Here is a 17,638-nt window from a genome sequence, read left to right as displayed (position 1 = left end):
TCTGTCATGCAGCGGATCCTCTTTGGGGGGATACGATGTTCCATGGCCATCCCAGTAAGATTTTTCTTTTTTCTTGACTTTTTTCTGAACTGATACGTAGAATAAAAATCACTTACATGATTCGACTCCCTTGAGGTTGAGGCGGAGAAAACTTAAAGATTTTGGAGAGCGAGAAAACGACTTGCCGGGGGGTAAGGCAAGGAGAGTTTTTCGTCATCTCACCGAAAGGTAAGTTTTTCTCCCCTTTTCAATCAAATGGGATCATTTTCTGTAAGGATGGTAATCTGCAAAGAAAAATTTTTATTTGTGAAAGGGGAAGATTATGAACAAAAGGATTGTTATTCTGACAACCATGATGATGCTGGGCGGGTACGCTTTCGCCGATGCGGTCTTTGTGCCCCCTGTGGCAGACATCTACGATTTGGACCATTATTATGCCTATACATGGGGCATCAATCTCGGTTTCAAGACGACAGATACACCGATTGTCGCCGCCGAATTAGTCTTCAAGGAGATTTACAACTGGCGAGTTGAAGAAGACCACCTGTATGTCACTCTTCTGGACAATGCACCGTTGGGACTCAAGTGGTACTGGGATGGCCAAGGCGGCGGAAATTTCTTTGCCGGACAGGGGCTTTTGCTGATTGACTGGAATGACCCGGAAGAGTGGAATCAGACAAAAGACCTTGTAATTACGTTTGATGCGGCCCAGCTGGCTGCCCTGAATGCGTACGGGGCGGATGGAAAAATCGGTTTTGGATTCGACCCGGACTGCCACTATTACAACAAGGGCATTCAGTTCAAAGTGGTGACCGCGGCGGTCCCGGCACCCGGCGCTGTGATGCTGGGCTCTGTGGGGATGCTGCTGGTCGGTTGGCTTCGTACCCGGCGTTCTCTGTAAAGGTCGACAGAATTTCGATTTCTGAAGACTGTAAAATTTTGCTAACCTTTTGAAGAAATGAAAAAGGGTTCAGAGAGTTTCTGAACCCTTTTTTTATGATAAGGCCGGCCAAAAAAGCATTATTGGGACGAAAAACAGCTGAATCAGTCTTGTTCAAGCCACCAGCGGCTGAGGGATTCAAAGTCGAGCAGATTGATTTGACTGTCTTTGTTCAGGTCGTAGATAGCGGAAAAATGACTGCTCAGCCAGTTCTCTACCCACTCCGATAAATCGGCAAGATTCACAGCGCCGTCAACAGTAAAGTCCGCCGGGTTGCCGTATAGGGATGCCTGAGCTGTTCCTCCGTAAAAACCAATGTCCGCCCGTTTGCCGTTGGGCCAGGGTTCCGCAGACCAGTCATCGTTGGGATCACCGGCGTTGATACAGGGGCTTGTCACCGGGTCCAGAATCCAGGATTGCGTCTGGGGATTCCAGCGGCCGTATCGGCTTTTCAGACGAAAGTCCCTCATTTGCGGCGGGATCGAATCGCTGTAGAAAGCAAACTCCGGCTCCTGATACAGAATGCCCGGTCCAATGAATACGGTAGAGTCATCATCGGCTTGAATATCCGCCGGCTGATTGGACAGGCAGCTGTAGGAGGCGGAAAGGGCGGAACTGCGGATTCTGATTTGTCGGCCTCTGTCATCCGGGGATACCGTTATCCCGTTGGAAAACACGATGGAGTTTCGCAAAGAAATGGTCGAGTCAAAATCGACCATAATTCCTCCGCCGCCGAACCAGGCCTGATTACCGACAATCGTGCAATAATTAAACGAGACGAAACTGTTCAGATTCACGGCTGCCGCTCCGCCGTAGCGGCCCTGGTTGGCGGTGAACAGACAGTGTTCAAAGATTGCTTCGGAGTTTTCTCCATAGAAAGCCCCGCCCCATCCGCCGTCGGCATCGCAGCTTTCAAAAATACAGAATCGAACAGTCAGACTCACCCCAGAGCAGGACAGAGCCGCTCCGTGAGGCGGATTGTCTTCCTGACTGCAGACGGCGTTTCGAATGGTCAATCCCTGCAGGACAAACGGGGAGCTGTCCGGGTGGTTCAGCACAAACCCTCGGCCCCAACCATTCGGGTCGATAATCGTAGAAGCGGCAATCTCCAAATTCGCCGGCTCCGTGCTTTCAATGGTAAGACTCTTTCCCTGCGGATTCAGATTGAAATTGCCCGGCCCGGAGTAAACTCCCGGAAGAAGGATTATGCGGTCCCCGGATTGCGCCGCATCCAGGGCCTGCTGAATCGAGGCAAAGGGGTGGTTCATTGAGCCGTCCGGAGAAGAGGAGCCGGCCGGGTGAACATACCAATCGGCGGCCGGACAAAGGGCATGTGTCAGCCAGAGAAATCCAAAGAAAAACAGTTTTCTCACGGTACCTCCAGGTCAGAAAAGAGTATTTGGTTTTTGTGTAAAGACTTCTTTGAGAGAGGGCTTCCGCCATGTTCCGATTCCGTCCCACCAGAAAGCCGGATGCGGCAGCGGAGGCATCCCTTTTTCCGCTAAAAGCCGATTCACCAAACGCAGAAGATGCCGCATGCAGTTCACCCCGCCTTTTTGCCAGGCACAGGCACCGATTTCAACAGCTTCCTGCCGGAGCTGTGGGCCGGGCAGATTCTGTTCAAGAGCCCGGAGAAGTCGTTGAGCCAGCGGCAGCAGCTCCTGCTCCCACTGTTCCTGTTCCAGCCGCTGCGAGACCTGGATTTGCTCCAGCAGACGCCGGCGGTTCTCTTCCCGCTGAAGCCGCATGTGGGCTTCGGCGGCCAGACGTTCCCGTCGGGCGGCTGCGCAGGCCGGCAAAAGAGCTTCTATCAGCCCCAGAAGGGGGTCCCCGACAATCCACACCAGAAATGTCATAATAAGGGTTCCTTCGGCGGCCAAACTGAGCCATTCCGAGACGGAAGAGGCGGAAATAGGACCCGCTGAAATCAAACCGGCTAATGTTCCTAAAAATGGGCTGGCATCATAAAACAGCAAATAAAAGGCGGAAGAGGTCCAGGGGTGTTCGCTGGTTAACTGTTTGCGGACGACTCCCCGGAAGACGGCAAAGAGATAAACACTGGTCAGCAGAAGAAAGGCAATTCCGGAGAACCCGCTCACCGAAAAGATAACCCACCAGCCGGCGCCGGCCTGTCGAAGAGCCATAATCAAAAGGAATCCGGCACAGGCACTCAGCCAGAGGGTTCCGGCGACGTGGAATACTTTCAGCAGTTTATGCAACGTCATGTCAAATGGTTTCGTTGTCTTTTGTTTTGTGCAGCTAAGACAACTCCATTTTTCTTAGTTGCTCGGGCTCAGGACACGGTAGGCGCTGCCGCCGGCAAAAATCGGCCCTACGATCTCCTGAATGGTCAAGCCGATAGATGCCAGAATTGTTGGCGGAACGTAGATGACGTCCCCGTCTTCCAAAAGCACATTCTGCTCCATCCGTCCGTGTTCGGCCATTTTCTTAAAATCGAGATTAAACACCAGAGAACGCTCGGACGGAGCCTTGGCGGGCCGAATTACCTGGATTTTTTCCTTCCAGGCTAAGTTGGTCGGAACAGCGCGAGCTACCGCCTGCAGGACACTGTCTCGTCCGGTGTATGTATAGGCCCCCGGCCGTTCCACCTGGCCGATTACATAATAAAACTTGCTTTGATTGACGACTTGAACGTCAACAGGATAATTCCCGGCCAATTTGTAGAGGGCGGACAGCTTCTGGGAAATAATTTCCGCCACTTGTCGGGGGGTTTTGCCCGCCACAGGGATATGTCCGATTTCTTCTAAAGAAATGGTTCCATCCGGTTTAATGACCTGCGTGAAGCCCGGAGAGGTTTCGGCTCCGCGCAGAAGCGGAATTTGTGTACTGATTACCGTAACGGTATCCGGCGGCTGAAGAATATATTCCTCCGTCGTAACTTCTGTTTCATTCGGAAATTGGAAGGCTTGAATATCCTCCGGACGAGAGGAGAAACAGCCGCTCAGCATGATTGCAGCAAAAAAGAATATTACAAGACAAGGCTTATCTGTTATCATTGATTTACCCTTTCTCTGGACTTATGGGAAAAACTCCTAATTGGTAAAAATTATATCGGCAATTTCAACGGGGGTCAATAGAAATAAGGCGGACGGGGGAAATATAAAAAAAGGGGAGTTTGGAGAGGGATTGCGCTTGAAAAGTTTGGAGACGGCTGGTAAGTTCAGGCGAGAAGCATGATTGACGGCGACAGGAGAGGTGGCCGAGAGGCTGAAGGCAACGGTTTGCTAAACCGTCGTACGGGCGCAAGCCCGTACCGCGGGTTCGAATCCCGCCCTCTCCGTTCCTAACATGGCAGTTTTTTATTTTTCAGCCGATACAAAAAATGTATCCACGCTCTGCATTTTTTGTATAGCATCGAGCAGGCAATTGAAGATACAGATTAGCGAGATATTTTACTCACTCCAAGGGGAAGGGCGTCTCGCCGGAATTCCGAGTGTATTTGTCCGTTTATCCGGTTGTCCCTTGCGCTGCCGTTGGTGCGACACAAAGTACGCCTGGGATACTCAGGCAGGCCGAGAAATGGACATAGAGGAGGTTGAGAAGGAAACATCTAAATACGACACGCCGTATCTTGTTCTTACCGGCGGCGAACCGATGGTGTATCCTGATTTGGACGTGTTGGTGCGAAACCTGGCACAAAAGAACCGTCATATCACCATCGAAACATCCGGGATTCGCTATATCAAAGGGCTTGCCTGCGATTTGATGAGCATCAGTCCCAAGCTGTCCAATACCGGCGGGCCGGCAGAGTGGTTTCGACCGGATGAGATGAAAAAACTCCTGGCGGAGTATGATTATCAGCTCAAGTTTGTGGTGGACAGCCCGGAAGATTTGAATGAGATTGCGGCTTGTCTGGAAACACTCGGGGCCGTCGAGCCGTACAAGGTCTATCTGATGCCGCAGGCATCCAACCGAGCTGAATATATTCAAAAGGCGCAATGGATTGCTGAATCCTGTCTGAAAACGGGTTTTTGTTTTTCGGGACGGCTGCAGGTGCTCCTTTGGGACGGACGGCGCGGACGATAAATTGACAGGGGGAGGGCGAAGGGCTACTATACCGAAAAAATGAATCGGAGGGATGATGCATATTCTGCTGACCAACGACGATGGGATTTTTGCCCCGGGACTTTCGGCCCTGTACAGCCGACTCAAACAACTGGGGAAAGTGACTGTGGCTGCTCCGGCAGATGTCCAGTCGGGGGCCAGCCACAGCATTTCGCTAAAGGAGATTCGGTGTGATTCGGTGGAGTTGGTGGGACGATTCTGCGGGTATCGTGTAGAAGGGTCACCGGCGGATTGTGTGAAACTGGCGATGAATGAACTGCTCGATGAATCAGAGCCGGTGGATTTGGTGGTGTCCGGAATGAACTGCGGGGCGAATGTGGGGATTAACGTGTTTTATTCGGGGACGGTAGCCGGGGCGATTGAAGGGGCATTTTATGGTTTGCCGGCGGTAGCGGTCAGTGCAGCTGTTGATGAACCGATGAATTTCGAAGCCGCAGCGGATTATGCCTTTGCTGTGCTGAAAAAAATCCTGCCGATTCCGGCCGGGCAGGTGGTAAATCTGAATATTCCCCGTCTTTCTGCAGGCAAACCCAAAGGGGTTTTGGTCGTGCCGCAGTCCACGCATGGTTTCGAAGAGTCCTATGATGCAGTAGAAGATTCCAATGGTCAGAGCGTGTATCGGCTGACCGGCGGACCGCATCGGGACCCGCACAGCGAGGAGCCCGTGTCAGATACCCAGGCGCTGGCGGCGGGGTATATCACCCTGACGGGACTGCGTCTGGACCTGACGGATTTATCCGTCAACGAACGCCTCAAAACAATCCGCTTTGAGCCGGAGGGACTGTGACGAATATCTTTGAAAGCCCGTGGCTTCTGCTGGCGGTTTCAGCGTTTTTGCTGGGAGCGGCCGCCGTTATCTGGCAGATGCGGGGACGGCAGGGGCGGTGGATGTTTCTCCTGCCGGTTGTCACCGCCGCCGCTGCTGTCGGAGCGGATTGGCTGGTTCGAACCGATGCAGAGCAGATTCAGGACCTTTTGGACGCCTGCCGACGAGCGGCTCTGGCCGAAACAGCCCAGGGGATGGAAGCCTATATTGCGTCGGATTACCAGGACCCTGTGCATCGCAACAAGGCGGAGCTGCTGGCGGCCGCCGAAGAGATTTTTCATCGGGCGGGTCTGGAAAAAGTCGTGGAGCGGGGCCATAAGCTACGAATTGAGGGGGATACAGCCCACAGTCGAATTCGTTTCCGGGTGCATCTGAGCCCTCAGCGAAGTGCGTATGCCGTGGGGGGGAGTCTGCTGTTTGTGGTGCTGGAGATTGACTATCGGCGCGACCGACGCCTGGGCTGGCAGATTCGCCGGGTTCTTTTGGACAGCGTTAATGATACGCCGATGGGCTGGAAGGACGTCTGAAAGAATTGTGACGCCGTCTATACAAAAACAAAGCCGTGCAGCATCCTTCGGAAAAGACCTGCACGGCGCTGAATCCGGTTGAAGACAATCGGAACCGATTGTTCAGCTGCGGGCCAGGGCTTTGCGCTGTTCGACGATGCTTTCGATTTTTTCGAGCAGTTCGCTCAGGTCAAAGGGCTTGACAATGTAATCGTCAATCCCGCAGGAGTTGGCTCGGGCAATATCCTGCGTCTGGCTGCGTGCGGTGAGCATGATGACGGAGATGTCCTGCCCCCAGGACTGCCGGCGGAGGGTTTCGAGCATCTCGTGGCCGTCCATAACCGGCATTATCACATCCAGAAGGATGACATCCGGCATTTCCTTTTCCGCCTGCTGAAGCCCTTCGCGCCCGTCGTGAGCGGTCACGACCTCGTATTCGTTCATTTCAAGCCGGTCTTTGAGGGTTTGGACGATGTTGGGCTCATCATCCACCACGAGGATTTTGGTTTTCTTTGTTTTCTTCTTGATTCCAAAAAAATCAAACATGGTTCCTTCTCCCTATTTTTATTGCCCGGACATGTTTGCATATCCGCAAACGGACACCTTTCTTCGAGCGATTTCCGGCAGCTGATTCGGATTCTTTGTGTCGGCCGGATATTCCGCTATTCCCATCATCGGCAAAATCGGCAGGCCGCAAAAGTCTTTTTTGAGAGAATGCTGAATCATTTTTTCAATCTTTTTGCGGACCTTTTCTATCTTTTGGTGGGCCGTTTCATGGACGACAAAGGTGATTTCCCTGTCACCGGTTTGGAGGGCCAAATCTGCGCTGCACGTCAGATAAAAACGGCTTTGGGTGAGGAGTTCCTGGATAATCCTGCCGGCGGCATCGCGAACGTCTGCATCGTGTTTTTCGCTTTCAAACCGCACGATGAGCACCGCCGCCTGTTTATCGGAACCATTCGGCTTCGGCATCGACTCGAGATGTTTTTCGAGAAGAAACAGCGGCTCGGCCTTCGGCAGGGAAAAGTAGAAGCAGCTTCCTCTGGAGGGGATGCTCTCAAACCAGATGGACCCGCCGTGGATTTGAATGATTCCTTTGCTGATGGCCAGTCCCAAACCGCTGCCCTTAAAGCCGGGGCCGGCTTGTCGGGCAACCTGATAAAATTTTGTGAAGATGTATTTCTGAATTTCCGGCGGAATGCCCACACCAGTATCCTGCACGCTGGTAATGACGGAAGAACCCTCTGTTTTCAGGCGGATGCATACCTGCCCGCCGGAGGGGGTAAACTGAAGGGCGTTTCGTATCAGATTTGCCAGAACCTGCCGGATGCGCTTGATGTCGGCGTACACGGGTGTAATCGTACCTTCCGTCTGGGCAGACAGATGAATGCCGGCTTTCTGTGCCTCCGGTTCAAATTCCTTCACCGTCATTCGAATCAGGGTCTCCAGGTCCATCACCTTGCAGGTGATGGGCATATTCCCGGCTTCAAGTTTGGCAATATCCAGCAGGTCATTGATTAAATCCGCAAAACGTCGGCAGTCCTGCTGCATGGTTTGAAGGTATTCGCGTGTTTTTCCGGCGATTTTGCCGGTCACGCCGGCCAGAATATTGGAGACAGCGTTTTGAATGCTGGTAAGCGGCGTTCGAAGTTCATGGGAAATGGCTGTGATGAAATCGTTTTTAGTATTTTCGGCCAGCATTTCATACGTAATATCCCGCAGATAAACGGCCGTGCCGATTATTCGTTTCCACTCGTCGCTAATGTGTGTCCACCGCACCCGCAGGAGCCGTTGGGAACCGGATTTGATTTGAAATTCGCCCTGCATCGGAGCGGCGGTTTCCCCGGTCTGCATCATCTCGGAAATGCCCAGAGACGCGAGGGCCTCGGCAACGGCGGCACTGTCCGCTTTTTCCGGCAAATCGAGCAGGCGCAGGGCAACCTGGTTGTATTCCTCAATGCGTCCTTGTTCATTCAGCAGAATCATTCCGTCTATCAGATTGTGGACGGCGGATTCGAGCTTCTGTTTGCGGGCTTCCAGCAGGCAGGCAGCGCCGACCTCCATTAGTTCAATCTGGCTGGCCAGCTGGTGCTCCAGCTGTGTCTGAAGCTCGTTGACCTTCTGCTGGATGCTGTCCAGTTCTTTGAGCATCAGTTCCAGCAGCCGGGTGCGTGTCAGAAAAACCGGTTTGTCATAATCAGGCATGGCAACTCCGAGGGCATCCGCCCCGGTGTCGAGGACCGCACGCACCACCTGCTGAACCGGCATGTCTCCGCTGACGATGAGTGCCCCGGGTTCTTCGAGGAATTCCGCAGGTTGTTCAATCAAGTCTGCGATTCGCGTCACAAACTTTCCCTTTCGGACATTGGACTTTTTTCGGCGTTTTCTTGCTACCGGGACTATCGGAGATAGCAGTCAAGGCTTTTAGGAAGAAAATTTCAGGACTTTCGGAGCGGGGAAGGCCCGGGAAGCGGAACGTTCTTTCCGCTTTCAAGAGTAAAAGGCGAAAAACCCGGCAGGCGGTTTTTCAGTTTTTCAGCGGATTTCTTTATCAGACCCAGTCTGTTCAAAAAGGAGCAACCTGCCGGAAGAGAAGAACGGGAAGCGTCTTTTGCTAAAATTTTAGCAAACGGAAGTTCCTATAATCCGGCCTTCGGCAAAGTTTTACCGGACGGAAAACGTCCCAATAGGAGCTCCAAAAAGGCGGTTGGCAGGCCCCTGAGGCAAGGGGATAATCCGAAAACGGCCTTGGAGAGGGGGGGATGCGGCGGCCTCAATGCGTGCCTCCGGAAGAGCAAATTTGGTTCCAAGACCTGCCAGAGCGGCGTTGTGGAAGACCAGCAGACCGTTTGAGATTTTTTCCCAGCCGAGGTTGCTCGGCGGGCAAACGATTCCTAAACGGCTGCCGCCCATGAAAAAGAGAGCGGTTTCTACATCCATTCGGTTTCCGTCAAAGAAGGGAAAGTCCGATGAAATCGTATGAAACCCCCAGCGGCACAGTTCGCTTTTGTCCGGATAAGCCGGATAAGGGCCTAATCCCTGCCAGGTAATAGAAGAGGGCGTATGCGGCAATTCGAAAGCCAGACCGCACTCGAGCAGCGCACCTTCCGGCGTTTTCGGCGTCAGAGTGTATTCCACATCAACCCAGCCCTTTGGAGAGAGCGTATAGGAAATCTGTGCCTCAACGGTTTTTGTGTCGTCCGGGCTGCGGAATAGCAGATGGACGTGCAGGACGGTTCCCGCAGAAGTTTGTTCCTCCGTTTGTTTAAGGACTTCGGTTTTGTTGAACAGTGGCGGCTCCCATAGTTGAAGTTGGGCGGAAGCATAGGTACGGCGCTCGGCCATGGTGGGCTGTCGGCCGGTCCGAAGATAGGGACCTTGGAGGAGAATCCGGTTGTGTTCTTTGAGGGTCAGCCGTCCATTGGGTTCAACGAGCAGGGAAACACCGTGTTGACTCCACTGCCAGGTCTGCCCGTTTCCGGAGAGGGAGGACGGGGTTGTTTTGTGCTCAAGCCAGGCCAGCCAATCCGGTTTGCCGCCGTCCGGAAGGAGACGGACGGAGTATTCGGCCACGGCCTGTTGTCGGCTGTCCTGAAAGAGGATTTCCATCCAAAAGGCATCTTCAGAAATGTTGTCGGGCAGGGCCAGAGGAATGGAAAGGGCCTGTGTCGAATGGGACGGGGCGGCCATGGTAAGAGTCTGTTCGCTCAGCAGGGTGCTGTTTTGAAAGAGCCGGCAGGTTCCTGTGCATTCTTTCAGGTCTGTAAAATCATACCGGTTTTCGACAGTCAGGGTAACGGTTTGGGAGCCGGGCCGGACGGAAATCTGTCTTTCGAGAATCCGGATGGGGCTGTATACGGCGCGAGTCTGGAAGTAATCGGTTTGGGGTCTTCGGTCGGCATAAACAATGCCGTCCGTGCCGTATTGACCGTGGCTGTCGAGGATCGTATCCGCATCCAGATAGACATCCCCTGACAGGTCCGAGGGGCCGAGGTTTTCGATGTCCAGATAGGAATTGTGGACGGGCCGACCGCGGATGGAGCGTCGAATCCCCTGATCGGCCCACAGCCAGATAAACCCGCCGGCGATATGCGGGGTTTTCTGCATATGTTCCCATTTGGGAGCCAGCCCACCGAAGGCAGTGTCGAGGGCGTGGTTGTATTCGGAATACAGATAGGGCACAGGGACGGTTGTATTTTGTACATGCTGTTCGATATGAGTCAGCCGAGGGTAGTGACGGGAAAAGAAATCGATGAACGAGGCATGACCGGTGTCGGCGGTGGATTTGGAGGAGCGGAAGTCGCCGCCGGGGTAGTACACCAGCCGGCTCGGGTCCATTCGTTTGACAAACTGTGCGGTTTTTTCGAGATTGACTACAAGCGGATTTTCGTTGCCGATACCCCAGGCGATCACAGACGGGTGCAGACGGTCCCTTCGGACGGTCGCATCTGCTCTGGACAGCATCGCCTCCAGCCCCTTCGGGTCCGCCTGAAACCGTTCGCCGAACCCGATGGGCACTTCGTCCAGAACATACAGACCGTATTCATCGCACAGTTCAAGAAAACGCGGATGAGGCGGATAATGCGAACAGCGAACCGCATTGATATTGGCGGCTTTCATCAGTTCGATATCCTGCCGCCAGTGTTTTTCCTGCAGAGCCCGCCCGACGTCGGGGTGAATTTCGTGTCGGCAGACGCCTCGCAGTTTGACCGGCCTGCCGTTGATTTTCAGGATGCGGTTGTCCACGGAGACCTCACGGAGGCCGACTTTTCGGCGGATGCAGTGTGTTTCCTTCTCTTCCGCCAGCAGGGTCAGCGTCAGTTCATACAGAAATGGAGTCTCCGCATTCCAAAAGAGGGCGTTTTCAACGGGGATGCGGAAAGATGAATGAGGGAAAAATTCGGGATTTTCAAAAGCAATCGGATATTCCTGTCGGAAAATTTGCCGTCCGCCGGGGTCTTTCAATTCAGCAAGAAGCTGCAGACGGGGCAGTGGAGGTTTGGGATTGTCGGGTCGGCGGAAAAAGCGGACGTCGACCTGGCCTTCGACCCGAGCGGTTTGACGAGCCGGTTCAATTCGGGTCTCGATAGTCAGATTTTCGAGGAAATATTGAGGCGGGGAAAACAGATATACCTCCCGGTAAATGCCGGATAAAGCCCAGTCATCGTTGCAGTCAAAGCGGATTTGCAAGTGGTCGCGATAGCAGGCAAGGGCCAGGAGATTTTCCCCTTTCTGGACGTACGGGGTGATATCAAACTGGCAGGGCAGAAAGGCATGTTCGAATGAGCCGACTTCCCTGCCGTTCACATAAAGCGTATAGCCGAAGGCCACCCCTTCAAAATGGATAAAGACCTGCCGGCCCTCCCAGGACGAGGGCAGAGTAAACCTTTTGCGGTAGAGCCCGACTTTTTGCGGGTCGGGCGTATCGTATCGGGGCTCTTCAAATCCGTGCAGTTCCCAGTTGGACGGGACAGGGATGGGTTTGAAGTCGGCGTCGCGGAAGTCCGGTTTGAAGAAGTTTTCCAGAAGAGACTGCTGGGAGCGGTCGGCCAGACAAAACTTCCAGTCGGAGTTCAGCGACAGCGTCCACGGAGACGCGGGCTCAAAAACAATGGCGAAAGCGGAAACGGTCCAGAAGAGAAGAAGAATTCCGGATGATTTGATTCTGTTTGCCAATCTGTTTTCCTCTCATTTGCCGGGGACGTAGGAGCGTTTGAACCAGAGATAGTCCTCCGAAACGGTGCCGTTGGGATTGAGAGCAGACCAGTTTTTCTGCTGGGCCTTGGCCATTTCGAGGGTGTTTTTGGAGACCCATTTGTGGCGTTCGGCGTGGCCGTCGGCAAAGGCCAGTGTACTGCTGCCGTTGTGCCAGATGGCGAAGGGGTCCACCCATTGGGGAGAATTCAGGTTCATATTCCAGGTGCGGTGATTCCAGCCGTAGCCGTCGGCCTCTTCCAAAAAAACGATTTTGCTGCCGGGCGAAGTAAACTGGGACAGTTTGGTAATGGTGTAGACGTCCTCACCGGTTCCGGCTTCCGGCCTCTGAGAAAGGACTTTCCCGATGGAATAGCTCCGGTATCCGCCCATCCAGTCGGGGTCATAATTGTTGGGGTTGTTCCCTTTGTAGGTGGCGGGTTTGGTGTACCGGGTATCGACGGGGCAGTTATAGATTTTAGGGGCCTCAATATAGCGCCAGAGGGCGCCGGCCTGATATCCGCGAATCTTGTCATCGAGGGTTTTGTTGACATCCTCACGGTTGGGGCCCATCGGCCTTCCGACCCAGTTCCAGACGCGGACGGAGCGGCTGGAGATGGTGTAGTAATTGTACCCCGGTTCGGTCAAACTGTCCGAGGTGTCTCCGTCAACAATTCTGGCATCGCTGTCCTCTGCATAAAGAAGCCATGCTTTAATCAGCTGACTTTCATTGCCGAGGCAGACGGAGGCCGCCGCGAGGTTTTTGGCGCTTTTGAGGGCCGGGATAATGATTGACAGGAGAAGACCGATGATGGCAATGACAACCAGCAGTTCGATGAGCGTAAAAGCACGTTTGGGTTTCATGGGGTTGAATCCCTTTCCTTTGGCTTTCGGCAAGTTTTCGCCCCCTCTGAGGAACTGGAGCCGATGAGATTCGAACTCACGACCTCTTGCATGCCATGCAAGCGCTCTCCCAACTGAGCTACGGCCCCGTCAGAGGAGGACTATACCATAGTTTAAATATCCTGACAAGTCCTGTTTTGCCGAAAAAAAGACGGATTATTTGTTTTTGGTTTCGGTGTGTTTTTCAAGCCATTGCTGAACCCACAGGCGGGCCTGATGGGGGGTTTGGACTTCCTCGGCAAGTTGGGCAATATACAGTTCGCGGGCAAGCCGGCCGACCATCGGGCCGGGAACAGCCCCCAAAGCGATGAGTTGGTGGCCGTCCAGCAAGGGTTTTGGGCGAAGGATTGTGCCTTTCAGGGCGGCGGCCCTTTTTTGAATCGTTTTCAGGGGGCTGATGGACCGTCCCTCTGACAAAAGAAGGGCCCTGCGAAGGTGGAGTAAGTCCTCCCAATAGGGTTCGGCCATGAGAATTTTTAACTGGGCCAAAGGCAGGTCGGCCTCAGCGAGCACCTCTTTGTTTTCGAGCAGAAAACGGATATGCTTTATCGCAGAATTGCTGAGGCGAAGCGATTTGGCCCATTCCATACTTTTATCGATGGGGGCGGCCGCCCAGTAAGCCGCCAAAGCCAGAGGAAAATCGATTTTTTCCGGCAGATGCCGAAGCATTTTGCTGCCGAAAAGGCGGAAAGATTTTTCAAAGCCGGGCAGGATGGCTTCCGCCAGGCCGGAATCGTTCAGGAGCTGAGCACCGCGTGCTCTGTTTGGATGCGTGAGGATTTGCTCCAGTTCCATAGCAATCCGTTCTGGGCTGATTTGGCGAATTTTGGGGGCATGTCGGCAAACGGCCTGCCAGGTTTGTTCTTCGATTTCGAAATCCAGCTGGACAGCAAAACGCACCGCCCGCAGGAGTCGCAGGTAGTCTTCACCGAAACGCTCATCGGGGTTGCCGATAGTGCGGATGATTTTCTTTTGGAGGTCTTCCTGCCCGCCGACGAAATCGAGGGTCTGTCGACTAATGGGGTCAAAGAACATCCCATTGACGGTAAAATCTCGACGCATAGCGTCTTCTTTGGCCGTGGCAAACTCGACTTTTTCGGGATGACGTCCGTCCTGATAATCGGATTCCGTTCGGAAGGTAGCCACCTCCACCTGTTTGCCTTCGAGGATGACAATCACCACGCCGAAACGGGCTCCGATTTTGAGTGTTTTCCGAAACAGCGGAATGATTTGGTCCGGTACAGCATCGGTGACGACATCGTAATCTTTGGGGCGTCGTCCGAGCAGGTAGTCTCGCACGCAGCCGCCTGCAAAAAGGGCCTGATAGCCCTCCTGGCGGAGCCGTTTCAGTACTTTTAGTGCCTGAGCACGATTCGTCATTCCCGGTTGTTCCCAAAACAAGAGATAGCTGAAGGTCTTTATTCTTTCAGCGGCAGGCCGGACTGTCAAATTGTTCTTTTTCGGAACAACATTTTTTCAGTTTTCGAAAGCCGAGGATTGACAGGGCCTATTTTGTCAGGTACAGTATTGTATGGTTACAAAAAGAAAAGCCTGTCGAAACAGCCCACGTCAAATTGTCTTTGACGCATCTCTGTTATACAGATATATTCTGTCTTCTAAAAGGGTCTGTTTGTCTGTCATCGGAGAAAGTCTATGAATATGGAAGAGAAAATTGTTGGGGAAGGAATTACGTTTGATGATGTGCTGCTGATTCCGGCCCGCAGTGATTTTGTGCCGGCCGAGGCCGATACGAGCAGCCGTTTGACCCGGCGGATTCCGCTGAATATCCCGATTGTCTCGGCGGCGATGGACACGGTGACAGAATCGGCCCTGGCGATTGCGTTGGCGCAGGAGGGCGGCATCGGGATTATTCATAAAAATCTGTCGATTGAAGCCCAAAAACGGGAAGTCATTAAGGTCAAACGCTCGGAAAACGGGATTATCCTGGACCCGGTGACGCTCACGCCGGATATGTCCGTCGCCAAAGCCCGGGAGGTGATGCAGGAGCAGAATGTCTCGGGGATTCCGATTGTGGAAGGGGGGAAACTGGCGGGGATTCTGACCCGGCGGGATTTGAAGTTTCTGGCGGATGATTCGGTGCCGATTCGGCAGGTAATGACGAAGGAGAATCTGGTGACAGGGCCTGCGGAGACGACGCTGGAGGAGGCCAAAAAGATTCTCCAGAAGCATAAGGTTGAGAAGCTGCTGCTGGTAGATAAAGAAGGGCGGCTGGCCGGACTAATTACGATGCGGGATATTGACCGGGTGCAGCAGTTCCCATCGGCGGTTCGGGATTCTCGCGGTCGGCTGCGTGTGGGGGCGGCGGTGGGGGTGCGGGACCACGACCGGGTTCGGGCCCTGATTGAAGCTGAGGTGGATGTGCTGGTGGTGGATACGGCGCACGGGCATTCCAAGAATGTGATTGAGATGGTGCGCTGGATTAAGAAGCATTTCGATATTGATGTGATTGCAGGCAATATCGCTACGGCGGAGGCGGCCAAGGATTTGATTTTGGCCGGTGCGGATGCGGTAAAGGTCGGGATTGGCCCCGGGGCCATCTGTACAACGCGGATTATATCGGGCGTTGGGGTACCGCAGATTTCCGCGGTGATGAATGCGGTTTCGTATGCCGATAAAGAGGGGGTGCCGGTGATTGCCGACGGCGGCATCCGTCATTCGGGCGATATTACCAAGGCGATTGCGGCGGGGGCATCCAGCGTGATGCTCGGTTCGCTGTTTGCCGGACTGGCGGAAAGCCCCGGACAGCTGGTGATTTACAAGGGCCGTCAGTTTAAGGAATACCGCGGGATGGGCTCGATTGGGGCGATGATACAGGGTTCAGCGGACCGCTACGGACAGGGCGGAACCACGGAGCGGGACAAACTAGTGCCGGAGGGGGTTGAAGGGCGGGTGCCGTATCGGGGTACGCTGAGCAATTTTGTGTATCAGCTGGTCGGCGGGCTGCGGGCCGGGATGGGCTACTGCGGCACGCGGACGATTGAGGAGCTTCGCAGGAACGGGCGGTTTGTGCGAATCAGTCCGGCGGGCGTGAGCGAATCGCATCCGCACGATATTGTGATTACCAAAGAATCGCCGAACTATTCGGGATATGTGCCGTTTGACAGCTGATGGTTGAATCTATGCATGAGCAGATTGTCATTGTGGATTTCGGCAGTCAGTATGTGCAGCTGATTGCCCGTCGGGTTCGAGAGCATAAGGTTTATTCGGAGATTGTCCAGCCGAGTATGCCGCTGGAGAAGATTCTGCGTCCGGGACTGAAAGGGATTATTCTTTCGGGCGGGCCGGCCAGCGTCTATGCCCCGAATGCACCGATGTGCGACCGCCGGCTGTTTGAGGCAGGGGTGCCGATTTTGGGGATTTGCTACGGGATGCAGGCGGGCTGCAAACTGCTGGGGGCGCAGGTCTCTTCGGCTCCGGCCCGCGAGTACGGACGCACGGCCCTGACCATCCTCCGTCAGGATGATTTGTTCCGGGGCCTTCCGGAGCATACAACCGTCTGGATGAGCCACGGCGACCAGGTGCAGCAGCTTCCGGATGATTTCGTTCCGCTGGCCGAGACGCCGACCTGTCCTGTTGCGGCGGTTCGGCACAAAAACGGGCGGTTCTGGGGGGTTCAGTTCCATCCGGAAGTGACGCATACGCCCCGCGGACAGGAAATCATCCGCAACTTCCTGTATGATATCTGCGGCTGCCGGGGCGACTGGCAGGTGAGCGATTTTGTCCAGGAGGCGATTGAGACCGTCCGTCGAAAAGTGGGCTCCTCGAGGGTGATTTGCGGCCTGTCGGGCGGGGTTGATTCGGCGGTCACGGCGACCCTCCTGCACAAGGCCATAGGCGACCAGCTGGTCTGCATCTTTGTGGATAACGGGCTGCTGCGCAAAAACGAACGTGAAGGCGTTGTGGCGACCTTCCGCAATCATTTTCATATTGACCTGCGGGTGGTGGATTGGGGAAAGCAGTTTCTGGCGAAGCTGGCCGGTGTGACGGACCCGCAGAAAAAACGCAAAATCATCGGAGCGGAGTTTATTGAAGCGTTCAAGTCCGAAGCCGCCAAAATTCCGGATGCGCGTTTTCTGGCACAGGGTACGCTGTATCCGGATGTGATTGAATCGGGCAAAAAGGACGGCAATCTGGCGGCGAACATCAAACTGCATCACAACGTCGGCGGACTGCCGGAGCAGCTGGGGTTTGAACTGGTTGAGCCGCTGCGGGATTTGTTTAAGGATGAGGTGCGGCTGGTCGGGGAGTACCTGGGGCTGCCGGAAGAGATGGTCTGGCGGCATCCGTTCCCCGGGCCCGGACTGGCGGTGCGGATTATCGGAGAGGTGACCGAGCCGAAACTGGCCATTCTGCGGGAGGCGGATGATATTTTGATTGAGGAAATCAAGGCGGCGGGGCTGTATCGGAGCGTCAGCCAGACGCTGGCGGTTCTGCTGCCGATAGGAACGGTCGGCGTGATGGGGGACGAGCGCAGCTACGAGCATGTGATTGCGATTCGTTCGGTGGATACGACGGACTTTATGACGGCGGATTTCTCACGGATTCCTTATGAGGTACTCGGGCGGATTGCCAACCGGATTATCAATGAGGTGCGCGGGGTCAATCGCGTGGTGTATGATATATCGAGCAAGCCGCCTGCGACGATTGAGTGGGAATAAGGGG

General features: G+C 54.3%; 14 protein-coding genes and 2 tRNA genes. 7 read left to right on the top strand and 9 right to left on the bottom strand.

Going from position 1 to position 17,638, the window contains the following annotated elements:
* The first annotated feature begins 322 nt into the window (after window positions 1-322).
* Complete coding sequence (locus tag WHS88_05360) at window positions 323-901, top strand: hypothetical protein (GenBank protein ID MEJ5259600.1); 579 nt, start codon at window positions 323-325, stop codon at window positions 899-901.
* 143 nt (window positions 902-1,044) lie between these two features.
* On the opposite strand, the gene WHS88_05355 is transcribed toward WHS88_05360, so the two are convergent.
* From WHS88_05355 to WHS88_05345, 3 genes are read right to left on the bottom strand one after another with little or no spacing between them, the layout of a single operon-like run.
* On the bottom strand, window positions 1,045-2,313 hold the full coding sequence (locus WHS88_05355) for a right-handed parallel beta-helix repeat-containing protein (GenBank protein MEJ5259599.1): 1,269 nt from the start codon (window positions 2,311-2,313) through the stop codon (window positions 1,045-1,047).
* A 12-nt stretch (window positions 2,314-2,325) separates the two neighbouring features.
* On the bottom strand, window positions 2,326-3,165 hold the full coding sequence (locus tag WHS88_05350; protein MEJ5259598.1) for a hypothetical protein: 840 nt from the start codon (window positions 3,163-3,165) through the stop codon (window positions 2,326-2,328).
* Window positions 3,166-3,219: 54 nt separating this feature from the next.
* Window positions 3,220-3,957: a polysaccharide biosynthesis/export family protein gene (locus tag WHS88_05345; GenBank protein ID MEJ5259597.1), complete on the bottom strand. Its 738-nt coding sequence runs from the start codon at window positions 3,955-3,957 to the stop codon at window positions 3,220-3,222.
* Between the two features lie 193 nt (window positions 3,958-4,150).
* Here WHS88_05345 and WHS88_05340 point away from each other — a divergent pair.
* The 4 genes from WHS88_05340 (at window position 4,151) to WHS88_05325 (ending at window position 6,379) form a co-directional block, all read left to right on the top strand.
* Window positions 4,151-4,241, top strand: a tRNA-Ser gene (locus WHS88_05340).
* Window positions 4,242-4,249: 8 nt separating this feature from the next.
* Window positions 4,250-4,987: a 7-carboxy-7-deazaguanine synthase QueE gene (locus WHS88_05335; GenBank protein ID MEJ5259596.1), complete on the top strand. Its 738-nt coding sequence runs from the start codon at window positions 4,250-4,252 to the stop codon at window positions 4,985-4,987.
* Window positions 4,988-5,039: 52 nt separating this feature from the next.
* On the top strand, window positions 5,040-5,813 hold the full coding sequence (surE, locus tag WHS88_05330; GenBank protein MEJ5259595.1) for a 5'/3'-nucleotidase SurE: 774 nt from the start codon (window positions 5,040-5,042) through the stop codon (window positions 5,811-5,813).
* Complete coding sequence (locus WHS88_05325; protein MEJ5259594.1) at window positions 5,810-6,379, top strand: hypothetical protein; 570 nt, start codon at window positions 5,810-5,812, stop codon at window positions 6,377-6,379. Before surE ends, WHS88_05325 begins: the two co-directional genes overlap by 4 nt.
* Before the next feature lie 102 nt (window positions 6,380-6,481).
* On the opposite strand, the gene WHS88_05320 is transcribed toward WHS88_05325, so the two are convergent.
* The 6 genes from WHS88_05320 to WHS88_05295 all read right to left on the bottom strand — a co-directional run bounded on the left by WHS88_05320 (window position 6,482) and on the right by WHS88_05295 (window position 14,335).
* Window positions 6,482-6,904, bottom strand: coding sequence for a response regulator (locus tag WHS88_05320; protein MEJ5259593.1), 423 nt, complete (start codon window positions 6,902-6,904; stop codon window positions 6,482-6,484).
* A gap of 18 nt (window positions 6,905-6,922) precedes the next feature.
* Entirely contained in the window at window positions 6,923-8,704 is a 1,782-nt protein-coding gene (locus WHS88_05315; protein MEJ5259592.1) for an ATP-binding protein, read from the bottom strand.
* A gap of 318 nt (window positions 8,705-9,022) precedes the next feature.
* The gene (locus tag WHS88_05310) at window positions 9,023-12,034 is read right to left on the bottom strand and encodes a glycoside hydrolase family 2 TIM barrel-domain containing protein (GenBank protein ID MEJ5259591.1); all 3,012 of its coding nucleotides are present in this window, start codon (window positions 12,032-12,034) and stop codon (window positions 9,023-9,025) included.
* A gap of 12 nt (window positions 12,035-12,046) precedes the next feature.
* Entirely contained in the window at window positions 12,047-12,916 is an 870-nt protein-coding gene (locus WHS88_05305; protein ID MEJ5259590.1) for a prepilin-type N-terminal cleavage/methylation domain-containing protein, read from the bottom strand.
* 55 nt (window positions 12,917-12,971) lie between these two features.
* Window positions 12,972-13,044, bottom strand: a tRNA-Ala gene (locus WHS88_05300).
* 67 nt (window positions 13,045-13,111) lie between these two features.
* The gene (locus tag WHS88_05295; protein MEJ5259589.1) at window positions 13,112-14,335 is read right to left on the bottom strand and encodes a CCA tRNA nucleotidyltransferase; all 1,224 of its coding nucleotides are present in this window, start codon (window positions 14,333-14,335) and stop codon (window positions 13,112-13,114) included.
* A gap of 273 nt (window positions 14,336-14,608) precedes the next feature.
* Here WHS88_05295 and guaB point away from each other — a divergent pair, with 273 nt between their 5' ends.
* Together guaB and guaA are read left to right on the top strand one after the other, a co-directional pair.
* A complete protein-coding gene (guaB, locus tag WHS88_05290; GenBank protein MEJ5259588.1) occupies window positions 14,609-16,084 on the top strand; it encodes an IMP dehydrogenase in 1,476 nt (491 codons plus the stop codon).
* Window positions 16,085-16,095: 11 nt separating this feature from the next.
* Window positions 16,096-17,634: a glutamine-hydrolyzing GMP synthase gene (guaA, locus tag WHS88_05285; GenBank protein ID MEJ5259587.1), complete on the top strand. Its 1,539-nt coding sequence runs from the start codon at window positions 16,096-16,098 to the stop codon at window positions 17,632-17,634.
* The last annotated feature ends 4 nt before the right edge of the window (window positions 17,635-17,638 follow it).

Source organism: Anaerohalosphaeraceae bacterium, assembly GCA_037479115.1.
Classification (GTDB): Bacteria; Planctomycetota; Phycisphaerae; order Sedimentisphaerales; family Anaerohalosphaeraceae; genus JAHDQI01.
Note: the sequence above shows the minus strand (reverse complement) of the source record. Positions and strands in the feature narration are given on the sequence as shown.

Excerpts from the sequence above, each read along its gene's own strand:
- WHS88_05360 (MEJ5259600.1), top strand. The coding sequence starts at position 323 with ATGAACAAAAGGATTGTTATTCTGACAACCATGATGATGCTGGGCGGG.
- WHS88_05350 (MEJ5259598.1), bottom strand. The coding sequence starts at position 3,165 with ATGACGTTGCATAAACTGCTGAAAGTATTCCACGTCGCCGGAACCCTC.
- WHS88_05345 (MEJ5259597.1), bottom strand. The coding sequence starts at position 3,957 with ATGATAACAGATAAGCCTTGTCTTGTAATATTCTTTTTTGCTGCAATC.
- WHS88_05335 (MEJ5259596.1), top strand. The coding sequence starts at position 4,250 with ATGGCAGTTTTTTATTTTTCAGCCGATACAAAAAATGTATCCACGCTC.
- surE (MEJ5259595.1), top strand. The coding sequence starts at position 5,040 with ATGATGCATATTCTGCTGACCAACGACGATGGGATTTTTGCCCCGGGA.
- WHS88_05320 (MEJ5259593.1), bottom strand. The coding sequence starts at position 6,904 with ATGTTTGATTTTTTTGGAATCAAGAAGAAAACAAAGAAAACCAAAATC.
- WHS88_05305 (MEJ5259590.1), bottom strand. The coding sequence starts at position 12,916 with ATGAAACCCAAACGTGCTTTTACGCTCATCGAACTGCTGGTTGTCATT.
- WHS88_05295 (MEJ5259589.1), bottom strand. The coding sequence starts at position 14,335 with ATGACGAATCGTGCTCAGGCACTAAAAGTACTGAAACGGCTCCGCCAG.
- guaB (MEJ5259588.1), top strand. The coding sequence starts at position 14,609 with ATGAATATGGAAGAGAAAATTGTTGGGGAAGGAATTACGTTTGATGAT.
- guaA (MEJ5259587.1), top strand. The coding sequence starts at position 16,096 with ATGCATGAGCAGATTGTCATTGTGGATTTCGGCAGTCAGTATGTGCAG.